At 66.7% G+C, this 15,055-nt stretch carries 12 protein-coding genes; 5 read left to right on the top strand and 7 right to left on the bottom strand.

Annotation, left to right across the window (positions count from 1 at the left end; all coding sequences use genetic code 11):
* The first annotated feature begins 110 nt into the window (after nt 1-110).
* A complete protein-coding gene (locus DCM79_RS01365; protein WP_257178181.1) occupies nt 111-977 on the top strand; it encodes a S1C family serine protease in 867 nt (288 codons plus the stop codon).
* Nucleotides 974-1,345, top strand: coding sequence for a response regulator transcription factor (locus tag DCM79_RS01370; protein WP_257178182.1), 372 nt, complete (start codon nt 974-976; stop codon nt 1,343-1,345). The genes DCM79_RS01365 and DCM79_RS01370 overlap by 4 nt, the downstream gene beginning before the upstream one ends.
* 21 nt (nt 1,346-1,366) lie before the next feature.
* Here DCM79_RS01370 and DCM79_RS01375 read toward each other — a convergent pair whose 3' ends face one another.
* The 4 genes from DCM79_RS01375 to DCM79_RS01390 form a co-directional block, all read right to left on the bottom strand.
* A complete protein-coding gene (locus DCM79_RS01375) occupies nt 1,367-2,098 on the bottom strand; it encodes a DsbA family protein (RefSeq protein ID WP_257178183.1) in 732 nt (243 codons plus the stop codon).
* Nucleotides 2,099-2,243: 145 nt separating this feature from the next.
* Nucleotides 2,244-4,781: a hypothetical protein gene (locus DCM79_RS01380; RefSeq protein WP_257178184.1), complete on the bottom strand. Its 2,538-nt coding sequence runs from the start codon at nt 4,779-4,781 to the stop codon at nt 2,244-2,246.
* 12 nt (nt 4,782-4,793) lie between these two features.
* The gene (locus tag DCM79_RS01385) at nt 4,794-5,975 is read right to left on the bottom strand and encodes a hypothetical protein (protein ID WP_257178185.1); all 1,182 of its coding nucleotides are present in this window, start codon (nt 5,973-5,975) and stop codon (nt 4,794-4,796) included.
* Nucleotides 5,976-6,298: 323 nt separating this feature from the next.
* A complete protein-coding gene (locus DCM79_RS01390) occupies nt 6,299-8,638 on the bottom strand; it encodes a Tex family protein (RefSeq protein ID WP_257178186.1) in 2,340 nt (779 codons plus the stop codon).
* 536 nt (nt 8,639-9,174) lie between these two features.
* Between DCM79_RS01390 and DCM79_RS01395 the strand changes: the two genes are divergently transcribed.
* Entirely contained in the window at nt 9,175-10,644 is a 1,470-nt protein-coding gene (locus DCM79_RS01395) for an amidase (RefSeq protein ID WP_257178187.1), read from the top strand.
* A 123-nt stretch (nt 10,645-10,767) separates the two neighbouring features.
* On the opposite strand, the gene DCM79_RS01400 is transcribed toward DCM79_RS01395, so the two are convergent.
* Nucleotides 10,768-11,088, bottom strand: a complete 321-nt coding sequence (locus tag DCM79_RS01400; protein WP_257178188.1) for a hypothetical protein — start codon at nt 11,086-11,088, stop codon at nt 10,768-10,770.
* 140 nt (nt 11,089-11,228) lie between these two features.
* Here DCM79_RS01400 and DCM79_RS01405 point away from each other — a divergent pair, with 140 nt between their 5' ends.
* Together DCM79_RS01405 and DCM79_RS01410 are read left to right on the top strand one after the other, a co-directional pair.
* Complete coding sequence (locus DCM79_RS01405; RefSeq protein WP_257178189.1) at nt 11,229-12,137, top strand: PaaI family thioesterase; 909 nt, start codon at nt 11,229-11,231, stop codon at nt 12,135-12,137.
* A 67-nt stretch (nt 12,138-12,204) separates the two neighbouring features.
* Nucleotides 12,205-12,567, top strand: coding sequence for a hypothetical protein (locus DCM79_RS01410; RefSeq protein WP_257178190.1), 363 nt, complete (start codon nt 12,205-12,207; stop codon nt 12,565-12,567).
* 2 nt (nt 12,568-12,569) lie between these two features.
* Here the strand turns inward: DCM79_RS01410 and poxB are convergent, their stop codons facing one another.
* Both poxB and DCM79_RS01420 read right to left on the bottom strand, forming a co-directional pair.
* Nucleotides 12,570-14,306 (bottom strand): ubiquinone-dependent pyruvate dehydrogenase, encoded by a 1,737-nt coding sequence (gene poxB / locus DCM79_RS01415; protein WP_257178191.1) that lies wholly within the window; start codon nt 14,304-14,306, stop codon nt 12,570-12,572.
* Between the two features lie 106 nt (nt 14,307-14,412).
* Complete coding sequence (locus tag DCM79_RS01420; protein ID WP_257178192.1) at nt 14,413-15,045, bottom strand: 2-dehydro-3-deoxy-6-phosphogalactonate aldolase; 633 nt, start codon at nt 15,043-15,045, stop codon at nt 14,413-14,415.
* Nucleotides 15,046-15,055 lie beyond the last annotated feature (10 nt).

The raw sequence follows: 15,055 nt of genomic DNA on the forward strand, positions 1-15,055 counted from the left end.
CACATGTTCGTCGGCCATTGTCTTGACGAGGCCGTCCCTGTCCTGGCCACCCGGCCAGTTTCGCAATTCCCCGCGACATCCCAGATTGAGGGCAGTCACAGGAGCACGCCATGACCGATCCCAGCCCCCTGTCGTCACTGTCATCCGCCCTCGCGGACGTGGTGGCGCGCACCGCACCCTCGATCGTCTCCGTGCGCTCGCATCGCTTTCGCTCGACCGGCTTCGTCTGGAAGAGCGGCCTGATCGTCACCGCGGACGAGGCGCTGGCCGACGAGGGCGAGGTCGAGATCGGCCTGCCGGACGGCCGCACGAGCCCAGCCACGATCGCCGGCCGCGACCACACCACCGACATCGCGCTGCTGCGCGCCGACATCGCTCCGAACCCGGCCAAGCTCGCGGCAATTGTCCCGCCGCTGGGCGCATTGGCGATCGTGGTCGCCACCAACCGCGACACGCCGAGCGCGGCGCTCGGAATGGTGTCGGCCTCCGGCAAGAGCTGGCGCTCTCTGCGCGGCGGCGAGATCGATGCGCGGATCGAGCTCGACGTCCGCCTGCGCGACAGCCAGCAGGGCGGCCTTGCGCTCGATGCCTCGGGACAAGCCTTCGGCATGGCGGTGCTCGGCCCGCGGCGCGTGCTGGTGATCCCGACGGCGACGATCGAGCGGGTCGCCTCCCAGCTGGAGGCGCGCGGCCGCATCGCGCGCGGCTATCTCGGCCTCGGACTGCAGCCGGTGCGGCTCGACGACGGCGTCGGCGCGATGGTGATGCATGTCGACAAGGCCGGACCGTCGGCCGCGGCCGGCATCCGTCAGGGCGACGTGATCGTCGCGGTCAACGGCCAGAAGCTGTCCGGCGTGCGCGCGCTGTCGCGGACGCTTGGACCTTCGAGCGTCGGCACGGTGATCGATCTCGCGGCGCGCCGCGGCGGCGAGCCGGCCGGCTTCAAGGTCACGGTCGGCGAGAGGCCGGAGACGTGAGTGAGGACAGCTCCCCGGAGATCGTGCTGTCCCTGGAGATCGACGATCCCGCGCTCGCCGACCGCCTGGCGAAGCTGCTCGGCAACGTCCCGGGGCTGCGCCTTGCCGCGCCCGGCGAAGCTGCCGCGGCGACGATCGTCGCGCGCGATCCGCGCATCATGCCTGATGACATCGCACTGACGCAGCGCGAGCTCGACGTGCTGGCGCTGATGGCGGAGGGTGCCTCCAACAAGATGATCGCGCGCCGGCTCGGCATCTCCGTGCACACCGTCAAGTTCCATGTCGGCTCGCTGCTCGACAAGCTCGATGCCACCGGCCGCACCGATGCGGTGGCTCACGCCGCCCGTCGCGGCGTGATCGAGCTGTAGGATCGGCGCGCACTCAGGCGATCACGGCGCCTTCGCGGCCTGAATGCGCGCTTTCAGGGCTGCGGCGCCGACCGCGCCGGGGATCACGCTGTCACCGACGACATAGCCGGGCGTTCCGTTGATGCCGAGCGCTGAGGCGAGGCGCATGTTCTGCTGCAAGGCCTCGCTCACCTCGGCGCTGGCCGCATTCTTCTCGATCTCCCCGGCGTTGAAGCCGAGATCGGCAGCGACCGCAAGCGCCGCGGCACGATCGACCCGGCCCTGCGTCGCCATCAGGCGGCGATGAAACTCGAGCGTTTCGGCGGCGCTGGGATGATGCATCTGCAGCGCGATCGCGACCTTGGCGGCTTCGACGGAGTCGGGGCCCAGGATCGGGAGCCCCTTGAGCACGATGCGTACGTTCGGCTCGTCGGCGATCAGCGCCAGCGTGTCGCCCAGGGCCTTGCGACAATAGCCGCAGTTGAAGTCGTAGAACTCGACCAAAGTGCGGGCGCCTTCGGCGGCGCCGAGGGTCGTCTGCAGCGGCGCGGTGTACAGCGCCTTGGCGTTGTCACTGATCACCTGCCTGATGTTGCCCGCCGCAGGCGTCGGGGCGGTCTGCGCGGTGGCGTTGCGCTTGGCAATGAGGGCCACGAGCGCATTGCGCACCGCCTCGGGGTGATCGGCCAGGTATTTTTCGATTGCCGGGCCGAGGGCTTCCGGGTGCGCGGCGAGATATTGCTGGATGGCCTCGTCGACGTCCCTACGTTGCATCTCTGCGTACGCCGTGCTCGGCACCGCAATTGCGGCAGCGACGAATATGCCCAGCGCGGCTCCGTGGAGCCGGTGTAACGCAAGCCTTGGTCTGTCGATCATTGTTGGCATTGCCGAATTCCTCCACTTACCTCTCAAGAGCATCCTAGCGCTCCCGTTGCCGCACAGGCGGCACAACGCGGCCGGGCTGAAGCGGCGCAACCCGGCTAGGCTGAGGCGGCGCAACTCGGCGAGGTCCGGCCGGCAAGCAGCGTTTCCCAAACGGCCCTGGGACGGTTCCGGCCGGACAGCTGATCGGACGGCTCGTAGAAGGCTCACGTTCTCCAGGCGCCTTCGGCTTCGACGGACGCGGCACGGGAACGGGCGAAGGCTTGACCGGCACAGGCTTCGGCGTGCGCGCCACGCAGGTGCCCTTGTCGTCACGCGTTTCGCCTGCCGCGCAGGGTTCCTGCGGCGAAAACTTCTTGCCGCTCTGTGCGACACACTGCGAGCGATCGTTCGGATTGACCGGGGCAGGACAGCACTCGCCGCTCGACGTCAGGTTTCCGGCCGCGCAGCACTTTCCCGCCGCGGTTGGCACATAGCCGGCGGCACAACAAAGCGAGATCTTCGGAATCTTGAACTTCGGTTGGCATTGTGTTCCGTCGGCGCTCGGAGTCTGGCCGACCGGACAGCACACACCTTTCGAGGTCGCCTGGCTCTTCAGGCAACATTTGCCCGCGATCTTCACGTAACCCGGCGAACAGCAGTCCAGACATATCCCGCCCGGAATCTTGGGAATGAATTGCTGACACTTGCCGTTGACCAGAGCACCCGCGCAGCAAAGCTGGGCCCCGCCCGAGCCGGTATAGATGCGATCGTTCTCGCAGCACTCGTGGTTGGGACCGATCGCCGTTTGCGTCGTTCCGCACATCGGCTTGCCGATGTCGGTCGAGGGATTGCCGCAAGCGCCGCCGGGCCGAAGATCGACCGCTGAACAGCACTTGCCGTTGACCAGAGTCTCGGACTTTGCGCAGTCCGAGGCACAGGCGCCGTTGCTCCACACTTGATTGATCGGGCATACGGGCTTGCCCCCGGGGCCGCACACATGGGTCTGACAGGCCCGGAAGCTCGGCGGCGGCGGCGGCAGCGGCACGCCGACGGGGCGCAAGCCCGGCAGAAGTTGCGCCGGCTGTTCGGCGCAGGTGCGCAGGATGGCGATGTCTCCCAGATGTCCCCGTGCGGACAGATCCGGCGGCGCGTCGGCATAGTCGATGAAATAGCTGAGCCGCGGCGGCGCGTCGTCACGGCGGATGCGCCAGGCCGGATTCCCCTGCAGCCCGTCGACTGCAAGCATATCGCTCTGACCGATCTGTGTGACGAGCTTGGGATCGGTGGCGTGCCGCAACTGCTCTCCGGTGGTCCAGACGAAGCCGCCGCAGGAGCGCGGATTGATGTTGCCGTGCTGGTCGTAGTCGTAACCGATGGCGACGCCGCCATTGTCGTTGCGGAACGTCTCGGGGAAGCCCACCGCATATTCGTCCGGCACGGCCTGCCAGATCGGCTGCTTTGCCTCCGTGGCGCCGATCACCGTATAGCGCAGCACGCGGCCGATCGACGGCACCGACAGCGCTTCGAAATCCTGGGCGCCGGTCGGCGCCGGCCGCTCGGCGAGATACATCCGCCCTGCGTCATCGAAGGTGATGCGCGATATCTCGGTGGCGCCGGCCGCGAGCGGCGCCGCCACCTCGATCCTGATGTCCGGGCCGAACGAACCATCGGCGTTGAGGCCGACCGACCAGATCCGCGATCCCTCGGCGACCGCGTAGTAGAGACGATGATCGCGCACCGCGAGGCCGAACACCCGCCGTCCCGGCTCTGCGTAGCCCCAGGTCTGGGGCCGCGCACTGTCGAATTGCGGGCTGGTCAGATTGATGCCGGGCCCGGCAGCTGCCGGCAAGGGCGCAATCCCGACGGCGGCGGTGCCGGTTGTGCCGTGATCGTAGACGCCGAGATCAGCGCCATTCATGCCGAAACGATGGATGAGACCCGTCTCGCGGTCGGCGACGAGCAGCGACTTCGTAGCGGGATCGTAGGCCAGTCCGCCGAGCGCTGCGCCCGAGTTCGCCCTTCCGGCGGTGACGACATTCGCAAACAGCTTCACCTCGCCGGTAAGGCCGTTGATCTTCCAGATCGACCCGGGCCCGCCTCCGGGTCCCCACTGCGCCGGCATGAAAGCCGCACCGTTTGTCCCGAACCTGACGTGCTGCGGCTTGCCATCGCTTCCGGGCGCAACGATCGACAGCCCGTAGGCCGAGGTTGCCGCGGCATAGATGTTGGCGGGCGATTGGTCGTCCAAGGCGACGCCGAATACCTGCCCGATCCATTTCGCGCTCACTGTGAAGGGCTTTGGCGCTCCGACGAGTTGCGCCTCCGGTGGACCGCCCATACGGCTGAGATCGACGACGCGCAGCGAGGGTCCGTCGGGATTGATGAACGAGCGCGCATCGGCGTCCTGACCGGGCTCGATCTCGAAGGGCCGGAGCCCGCCGGAGAAGCCAGTGACCACGGCCTGGCCGGGCGCATAAATGCCGCGCGGCGCCTGGGCCGAGGCCGCGCTGCTCATCGTTAGAACCAGGCCCGCTGCGATGGCGATGCAGCGCATCGCTGAGACGACGAACGATTTGTGTGAGCGAGGCTTCATGATTGCAGCCCCTCACTTCACGATTGGCTTCGGCACGCAGGTGCCGCTGTTCGAATCGGGTATCGTCCCTGGCGGGCAGCATTGCCCGCAGGTCGTCATCTGCGCCGGGTTGCAGCAGCTGCCGTCGAACGCCATGCCCTGGGTCGGATCCGCGCACGGCTTCACGCATTCGCCGCTCTGGCCGATGCGTATCTGTCCCGCAGGACATGCCGGCGGCGGGCACATGCCGAACGGCGCGAAGCCGAGATTTGCCGGCTGATTCGTGTTGTCGCAGAGGCACTGCGACAGGCCACTCGGCAGGATCGGGCCGGGATGCGTCTGGCGATCCGGATTATCGGCTTCATACGGACAATCGCAGGCGAACAGCCAGCGATGCACGTCGGTCCCTGGATTTGGCACCTCATGCCAAGCCGGGACCATCGGCTTGGGACAGAAGCAGGATTGGACAGGGTCGCAGCCGGTATTCTCCTGCGTCGGCGGCAGCCAGATGGCCAGTGTTCCGTCCGGCGTGTCCGCTTTCGCGACCGTCGGGATGTTGTCGCCGTATCCGCACTTCTGCCAGTTCGGATTGCAATTGGAGATGGAGCTGTACGGGATGCAGGCCGGATCCTTCATCTGGTCGAAGTGACCCATGGGTTGGCAATGCTTGACGTCGACCGACCCGCAATAAGCCTTCTGCGGCGGCGGCCGCGTGCAGTTGCACCCAATCCCCAACCCGCCGCACAGCAAATCCTGAGCGCATTCGCCGAGGTCGAAACCAATGGAATTCGTGCTCTGCTCGGTTTCGCAGGAGCATTTCGCGATCTTTTGAGCCGAGCTGTTCTCCTTCAGCTTCTTGTAGATGTCGGCCGGAATGGAGCTGCCGAATATCGCCTGCAGCTTGTCGGCGATCACGTCGCCGGAGCCCGTCGCCTGTGCGCAAAACTGATCGACGAGGTCTTGTCCCTTGCCCGTGTCCGAGCCCTGGATCGCCACGCCGGCGAGGGCCAGATCCAGCGCGATCGCGATGTCGCAGTTTGTCTCGCTGTCAGAACAGAGCGACTCGCAATCATATGTTGCCTTGAGCGTGCCGTAGAAAGACTTGGCGAGATCCTCGAGGCTGCACCCCGCGCGCGCCGGTGACGCGAGCAGCAGCATCGCGGCGACGACCACCGCACTATACCTTCGCCAGCCGGCTGGAAATTCGATGCGCATCGTCCCCCCGCAATCTGAGGCAGCAAGATTGCGGTCGAAGGCTAGGCCGATCCGCCTCGGCCCATATTGAGGTGGCTCAATGACCCCGCGATATCGAGACGTCGATCGGCATCAACGCACCTCCACTCTAGCTCCTGGGCGACGGAAACCGTAGCTGCACATCAGTCCCGGCCCGTTGTCCCCCAGCGCGCTCTCCGCACCGTGGAGGCGCGCGCGACGGCGGCGACGAGCTGAGGCCAAATCCATTGCGCGGCGGGCGACGTTGTCGCCGACCTGCAATGACGACGTGGATGGAGGTTGGCCTATGTCGGGCTGCTCGGCTGCTACACCCGCTTGCCGCCGTTCTTCTCGGCCGCGCGGCGCAAGGCTTCGGCGAGGGCGCCCCCGCCGGAAGAGGACTCCTGCTTGCGCGGGGCCGACGAGGTCATGCGCGAAGGGTTGCGTGCGCCGTTGTCGCGCTGCATGCCGGGGGCATCCTTCTTGGGCCCGACCTCGTCGTCGAGGCGCAGCGTCAGGGAGATGCGCTTGCGCGCGACCTCGAAGTCCAGCACCTTGACCTTGACGATGTCGCCGGGCTTGACCACCTCGCGCGGATCCTTGATGTAGGTTTTGGACATCGCCGAAATGTGCACGAGGCCGTCCTGGTGCACGCCGATGTCGACGAAGGCCCCGAACGCGGCGACGTTGGTGACGGTGCCTTCGAGGATCATGCCCTTCTTGAGGTGCTTGATCTCCTCGACGCCCTCCTTGAACACTGCGGCCTTGAACGCCGGACGCGGGTCGCGTCCCGGCTTTTCCAGCTCGCGCAGGATGTCGGTGACGGTCGGCAAACCAAAGGTCTCGTCGACGAAATCCTTCGGCTTCAAGGTGCGCACGATCTCGCTCGAGCCGATCAGCGCCTTGATGTCGCTCTTGGTGGCCGCGAGGATGCGGCGCACCACCGGATAGGCTTCCGGATGCACGCCGGAAGCATCGAGCGGGTCCTCGCCGCCGAGGATGCGCAGGAAGCCTGCGCACTGCTCGAACGCCTTGGGCCCGAGCCGCGGCACGTCCTTCAGCGCCTTGCGCGACTTGAAGGGGCCGTTGGCGTCGCGGTGCGCCACGATGCTCTGCGCCAGACCTGAGCCGACGCCCGACACGCGCGCCAGCAGCGGTGCGGACGCGGTGTTGACGTCGACGCCGACGGCGTTCACGCAATCCTCGACCACGGCATCGAGCGACTTGGCGAGCTTGGCCTGGCCGAGATCGTGCTGATACTGGCCGACGCCGATCGCCTTGGGCTCGATCTTGACGAGTTCGGCGAGCGGATCCTGCAAGCGACGCGCGATCGACACCGCGCCGCGCAGCGTGACGTCGAGATCAGGCAATTCCTCGGAGGCGAAGGCGGAGGCCGAATAGACCGACGCGCCGGCTTCGGACACCACGATCTTGGACATCTTCAGCTCGGCGAGCCCCTTGACCAGCTCGGTCGCGAGCTTGTCGGTCTCGCGCGAAGCGGTGCCGTTGCCGATCGCGATCAGCTCGACCTTGTGCTTCATCGCCAGGCGCCCAAGCGTCGCCAGGGACTCGTTCCACTGCCGCTGCGGCTCGTGCGGATAGATCACGCCAGTATCGACCACCTTGCCGGTCGCATCGACCACCGCGACCTTGACGCCGGTGCGGTAGCCGGGATCGAGCCCCATGGTGACGCGGGTCCCGGCTGGCGCCGCCAGCAGCAGGTCGCGCAGGTTGGAGGCGAACACGCGCACGGCTTCGGTCTCGGCCGCGTTCCACAGCCGCATGCGAAGATCGATGTTCAGATGCACCTGGATCTTGGTGCGCCAGGCCCAGCGCACGGTATCGACCAGCCAGCGGTCGCCGGGGCGCTTGAGGTCGGCGATGCCGAACCGCTTCATGATCTTCAATTCATAGGCGCTGGGCACGCCCGGCGGCGGCGCCTCGGCCTCGGCCTGAATTTGCAGGTCGAGGATCTCTTCCTTCTCGCCGCGGAACATCGCGAGGATGCGATGCGAGGGCAGCTTGGTCAGCGGCTCGGAGAAGTCGAAATAGTCGGCGAACTTCTCGCCCTCGGTCTTCTTGCCGTCGCGCACCTTGGAGGCCATGCGCGCGTTGGTCCACATCTCCTCGCGCAATGCGCCGATCAGGTCGGCGTCCTCGTCGAAACGCTCGACCAGGATGGCACGGGCGCCGTCGAGCGCAGCGGCGGCATCGGCAACGCCCTTCTCGGCATTGATGAAGCCTTCGGCCACGATCTTCGGATCGTTGCCGGGTTCGGCGAGCAGTTGATTGGCGAGCGGCTCGAGGCCCGCTTCCTTGGCGATCTCCGCCTTGGTGCGGCGCTTCGGCTTGAACGGCAGATAGATGTCTTCGAGGCGCGCCTTGCTGTCGGCAGCCATGATCGAGGCTTCGAGCGCAGCATCAAGCTTGCCCTGCTCGCGGACCGATTCGAGGATGGCCTTGCGGCGGTCCTCGAGCTCGCGCAGGTAGACCAGACGCTCCTCCAGGGTGCGCAATTGCGCGTCGTCGAGCGCACCGGTCGCTTCCTTGCGGTAGCGCGCGATGAAGGGAACCGTGGCGCCGCCGTCGAGCAGCGTCACCGCCGCCTCGACCTGCTCGCTGCGGACCCCAAGCTCCTGCGCAATTTTCTGGTTGATATTTGCCACGCGAGATTCCCTCTATCCAAGCCCGTGGTGCGGCGGCGAAGCACCGCCACGGGACGCCGCTTATGGACCAACCGGGGCTGATTCATCAAGGTACGGCGGAGGGCCGTCGACAAGGGATTTTTTCTCGAACCGATGCGATCTCGCCACATTCGTGGGGAGGCGCGTGACTGCTGCTGCGCTGCGTCCGGGGCACGAGCGGAGCGTGCGCCTGCTCTCTCCGCGCCGTCATTGCGAGCGAAGCGAAGCAGTCCAGAGTCTTTCCACGGAGAGATTCTGGATTGCTTTCGTCGCAACGGCCCCTCGCAATGACGGAATATGAGACAGCACTTGGTTCTTCGACTTCCGCCATCATTCGTCGCAACCCGGCCGGCGATGGCAGCGAATGTGTGGCTGCAATTCTCGCACCGCTGCCGGATTGAGACGGCGCCCCCGCGACCCCTCCGCCCCGCGCAACCCTGCCCCTCGCGCCGGCTCAGTTGATTCAGGCCCTCCCTTGCGAAAAAGCTGGCGGCACACCTTGAGGGGATTTGGATTTCATGACGTTGCCGATGAGCTGGAGTGAATGGGCGCAGCACGATGGCGTCGCGCTGGCGGGCCGCGTCCGCAAGGGCGAGCTGACGGCGAAGGATCTGGCGCGCCAGGCTGCCGCGGGCGTCGCCAAGGTCAATCCGGCGCTCTCGGGCGTGGTCGAGCTGTTCGAGGACGTGATCGCCGATCCCACCAAGGACGGCGCCAATCTCGCAGGTCCGTTCGCCGGCCTGCCCTTCCTGATGAAGGATCTCGGGCCGACTATGAAGGGCCGGCTGCAGGAGATGGGCTCGCTGCTGATGCGCGGCAATCGCGCCGCTGCCGATACGTTCCTCACCGGTAAATTCCGCCAGGCCGGCCTCAACCTGATCGGACGCACCACGACGCCGGAATTCGGCGTGTGCTCTTCGGCCGACAACCCGGCCGTCTATGTCACGCGCAATCCCTGGAATACCGACTACACCACCTGCGGCTCGTCCGCGGGCAGCGCCGCGATGGTTGCCGCCGGCGTGGTGCCGATCGCGCACGCGACCGACGGCGGCGGCTCGATCCGCATTCCCGCCGGCGTCAACGGCAATATCGGCCTGAAAGTCTCGCGCGGCGTGTTCTCGCTGGCGCCGCACATGTCGGACCTGACCGGCCTCGTCTCGATCCAGGGCTGCCAGTCGCGCAGCGTACGCGACACCGCCGCCTTCGTCGATCATGCGAGGGGACCTGCGCCCGGCGAGTTCATGCCGTTCTGGACCACGGCGCAGCCTTATTCGGAGATGATCAAGCGAGATCCCGGCAAGCTGCGCATCGCGCTTTCGCACAGCTGGGGCGACTACACCGCGACGCCCGAGATCGCCGCCGAGCTGGAGAAGGCCGGCCGCTTCCTCGAAGGCCTCGGCCATCACGTCGATCATGCGCTGCCCGAGCTCGACTTCCGCGCCGCCTTCGCCGCGCAGACCACCTGCTACATCTCGAACTTCGCGGTGGTGATCTCCAACATGCTCGCCGCGCGCGGGCTGGAAAAGCCGCCGGAAGATCTGATCGAGCCGATGAACATCCGGATCTGGGAGGCCGGCCGCCACACCAGCTTCGCCGAGCGCGCGAAGATGCAGGGCGTGTTCAACACCACCTCGCGCGGCTTCGGCGCCTTCTTCGAGCAGTGGGACGTGATCCTGACGCCGATCACCGCGCTGCCGACGCCGAAGGTCGGCACCAGGGAATATCTCACCATCGCCGACAATCCCGATGTGCTGGACTGGTTCGGCAATCTCTGGCGCTTCTTCGCCTTCACGCCGCTCGCCAATCTCTGCGGCATGCCGGCGATCTCGATGCCGATGGCAACGCAGGACCGTGGCCTGCCGCTCGGCATCCAGGCCATCGCCAAGCAGGCCAATGACGGCCTGCTGCTGCAACTCGCCGCCCAGATCGAGCGCGCGCTCGACGGCAAGTGGAACGGTGGCAGGAAGCCGAAGGTGCATGTCAGCTGAGGCGGAGCCGTTCCGCGCCGCTTGGTAGCCCGGATGGAGCGCAGCGCAATCCGGGGCGCGGCGGCGAAGACTCCCGGATTTCGCTTTCGCTCCATCCGGGCTACGCGCTCCAAAAATGCTATCTCAGTTCTTCACCGCCGGGATTTCCTCCGCCATCGGCTGCTTCTGGCCCTGCTGGTACATCGCCAGCGCCTTGTCGAGCGCTTCGCGCAGCGCCAGCGCCGCGGCGACGCTGCAACGCAGGTGCGCGGTCTGGACCACGTCGACCCTGACGGCGGCGCCGACCGGCATCAACAGGTTCGCGGCGAGCTCGATCTGGATCGCGCCGTTGTGATGGCCGAAGCAGGACGCGCCGTCGAAATAGACGATCGGCGCCCGCTCCGCGCTGGAGCTCGATATGGTGACGGGCCCCTGATTGGCGGCGGGCGTTTCGGGGTCGGCCATGGGCGCTCCTTGCAGTTCGTTGGCGTACGAAGCGCCCACCATCGGCGCTTCGGCCCGCTCTGTCGAGGCCAAACCGCCTGCGGTGCGGGGATCCATCCGGGGCTTTTGCGCGGCGCCCGACACTGGTCTAGAACGTCCCCATGAGCACCACACCGACCACGCTCCCGTTCGAGGAACTCGCCGAGGCCGTCAAGGGTCGCCGCTCCGACTACGGCCATATCAGCGGGCTCCAGCTCGACCGCTTCGCGCCGGCCGAAGCCTGGTCGAGCCTGCCCTATCGGCCCGTCTTCGTCGGCGACACCGAGACCGGGGTGCTGCATGGCGGCGTCGTCACCGCGATGCTGGACGAGAGCTGCGGCATGGCGGTGCAGCTTGCGCTCGACGGTACGCGCGCGATCGCGACGCTCGACCTGCGCATCGACTACCAGAAGCCGGCGACGCCAGGCCTCGACATCAAGGCGCATTCGGTCTGCTACCGCACCACGCGCTCGATCGCCTTCGTGCGCTCCACCGCCTATCAGGACTCGGAAGACGATCCGGTCGCGACCGCGACCGCCTGCTTCATGATCGGCGCCAACCGTACCAACATGCTTGCCGATCGCCAGATGGATGCACGCAGCATCCCGGTGCTGGAGGCGCCGGAGGATCCGGACGGGCCGTTCGCGCGCAGCCCGTTCGCGCGCGCACTCGGCATCCGGGTCAATGACGACGGCACGCTGACGATGCCGTTCTCGCCACAGATCATCGGCAACCCGATCCTGCCTGCGATCCACGGCGGCATGACCGGCGCCTTCCTCGAGACTACGGCCGTCACCGGCGTCGCGCGCGAGCTCGGTACCGCCGCGCTGCCCAGGCCGATCGGCCTCACCGTCAATTACCTCCGATCGGGGCGCGCGATCGATACGTTTGCCAACGTCTCGATCGTGAAGCAGGGCCGGCGTATCGTCGCCTTCGAGGCGCGCGCATGGCAGGACGATGCGGCGAAGCCGATCGCCACCGCCTTCGGTCATTTCATGCTGCGTCCGACGCCGGGAAGTGACGACGAATGAACGCATTTTAACTTGACGGCCGCGGCTGCGGCCACAACGATAGCGCGTCACCGCGAGAGGTATTGGATTGCGGCATCCGCTCGACATCGTCGCCATGTTCGCCGCACTCTGGCTGCTCGCCTCGATGATGCTCGACGCGGTGACGCCGAAGGAGCTGACCGCGATCATGTTCGCGGCCGCGATCGGTCCCGCGATATTCATCACCGCCGTGTTGTACTACCTGCGCTGTCCGCGAACGGACTTCGCGGTGATGTTCGCGGCGCTCTGGCTGATCTCGGACATCGCGATCGCCTTCGTCTCGTCGGAGGTTTTGCCGCATTTCCTGATCGTGCTCGGCTTCGTGCCGGCGCTGGTGGTCGGCGGCGTGCTGCATTGGCAGACCTTCACCTCTCCCCGACCGGGAGAGGGTGAACCAAGTCGCATCAGCTGAGATCAGCGCGGCAGCAGATTCGTCTTCGCAAGATCCAGCACCTCGTCGCCGCGGCCGTTCATCACCGCGCGCAAGACCCAGAGGCTGAAGCCCTTGACCTGCTCGGCGGTGATGGTCGGCGGCATCGACAGCTCCTGCTTGGCGGTGACGACGTCGAGCAAAGCCGGCCCGTCATGCGCCAGCATCTCCTTGACCGCACCGGGAAGCTCGCCCGGATCCTCGACGCGTTTGGCAAAGATCCCCATCGCACGCGCCATCGCCGCGAAATCTGGATTCTTCAGGTCGACATTGGTGTCGACGAAGCCGGCCGCCTTCATCTCCAGCGCGACGAAGCCGAGCACGCCGTTGTTGAAGACGACCACCTTCACCGGCAGCTTCTCCTGCGTCAGCGTGATCAGGTCGCCCATCAGCATGGTGAAGCCGCCGTCGCCGGAAAGCGAGATGACCTGCCGGCCGGGCTGCGAGGCTTGCGCGCCGATCGCCTGCGGCATCGCGTTGGCCATCGAGCCGTGCACGAAGGAACCGATCAGCCGGCGGCGGCCGTTCATGTCGAGATAGCGCGCGGCCCACACCGTCGGCGTGCCGACATCGGCGGTGAACACCGCGTCGCCAGAGGCATGGTCGCTGATGACCTTGGCGAGGTATTGCGGATGGATCGGCTTGCTCCCTGGCGTGCCCCTGGCGAGCGAGTCCAGGCCCTCGCGCGCCTTCTTGTAGTGCGCGACGGCGTCGTCGAGATGCCTGCGCTGCGTCTTCGATTTCAAGAGCGGCAGCAGGGCCTCGATGGTGAGCCTGACGTCGCCGACAAGGCCGAGATCGATCTTGCAGCGGCGGCCAAGGTTCTCCGGGCGGATGTCGATCTGCGCAATCTGGCAGTCGGTCGGGAAGAACTGCTTGTAAGGAAAATCGGTGCCGAGCATCACCAACGTGTCGCAGGCGTGCATGGCGGCATAGCCCGAGGAGAAGCCGATGAAGCCGGTCATGCCGACGTCGTAGGGATTGTCGTACTCGACGTGCTCCTTGCCGCCCAGCGCATGCACGATCGGGCTCTTCAGCGCCTCGGCGAGCTGCATCAGGGGCGCATGCGCGCCGGCACAGCCGCGGCCGCAGAACAGGGTGACGCGCTCGGCACCGTTGAGGAGATCGGCGAGCGCGTTGAGCTCATCGGCCTGCGGCACCACCTTCGGCGCCACCACGCCAAGGCCGCGCGTCGTCGACAGCGCGCGCTTCGGCGGGCTGCGGAATGCGACATCGCCGGGCATGGCGACCACGGCGACGCCGCGCAGGCCCACCGCCGCGCGGATCGCGTTCTCCAGCACGAAAGGAAGCTGGCTGGGGTCGGACACCAGCTCGCAATAATGGCTGCATTCGCGGAACAGGTTCTGCGGATGCGTCTCCTGGAAATAGCCGCCGCCGATCTCGGCGGTCGGGATCTGCGCCGCGATCGCCAGCACGGGCACGCGGCTGCGATGCGCGTCGAACAGCCCGTTGATCAGATGCAGATTGCCGGGACCGCAGGAGCCCGCGCACACCGCGAGGCTGCCGGTCATCTCGGCTTCGCCGGCGGCGGCGAAGGCTGCGACCTCCTCGTGGCGAACATGGACCCATTCGATCGTGCCGCGGCGGCGCAGCGCTTCGGTCAGCGCGTTCAGGCTGTCGCCGACGATGCCATAGATGCGCTTGACGCCGGCCTGCTCGAGCGTTGCCACGAACAGATCGGCCACGTTGTTGATCGCCATGTCGTCTCCTGCTGCGCCGGTCACACTGCGCGATGCCTCAACATCGGCATTGCGGCAATATGAAGCACAATAGGCGGTGACGGGTTCACAGCTGGTTTATTGCGGCTCAGCCTTTCGCAGTCGCCCGATCGTAGGCTTCGACCGTCGCCTTGGCACGCGCGGCGACATCGGCGGCGCTCATGCCGGGCTTGTAGAGGCTGGAGCCGAGCCCGAACGCGGTCACGCCGCCCTTGATGTACTCGGCAAAATTCTGGTCGGAGACGCCGCCGACGGCGGCGATCATCACGCCCGAGGGCAGCACGGCGCGGATCGCGGCGATGCCGGCGGCCCCTAATACGCTCGCCGGAAAGAATTTCAGGCCCGACGCGCCGGAGCGCGCGGCAAGCAGCGCCTCGGTCGGGGAAAACACGCCGGGCAGCGTGACCATGGCATATTGATGTGCACGCACCAGCACCTGCGTGTCCACGTTCGGCGAGACCATCAGCCTGCCGCCGACGTCGTTGAGGCGATCGACATCCGCGGTGGACAGCACCGTGCCGGCGCCGATCAACACGCCTGACGGCGCCTGCCTCACCGCCGTTGCGATGGAGCGGAACGGATCGGGCGAATTCAGCGGGATCTCGATCGCGGTCAAGCCGGCTTCGATCAGCACGCCGACGACGGCCTCGGTCTCCTCGGGCTTGACGCCGCGCAAGATCGCCACCAGCGGCCGCTTCATCGACGGAAAGGCAACGCTCATCTCGAGTATC

Source organism: Bradyrhizobium sp. WBOS07 (assembly GCF_024585165.1).
Classification (GTDB): Bacteria; Pseudomonadota; Alphaproteobacteria; order Rhizobiales; family Xanthobacteraceae; genus Bradyrhizobium; species Bradyrhizobium japonicum_B.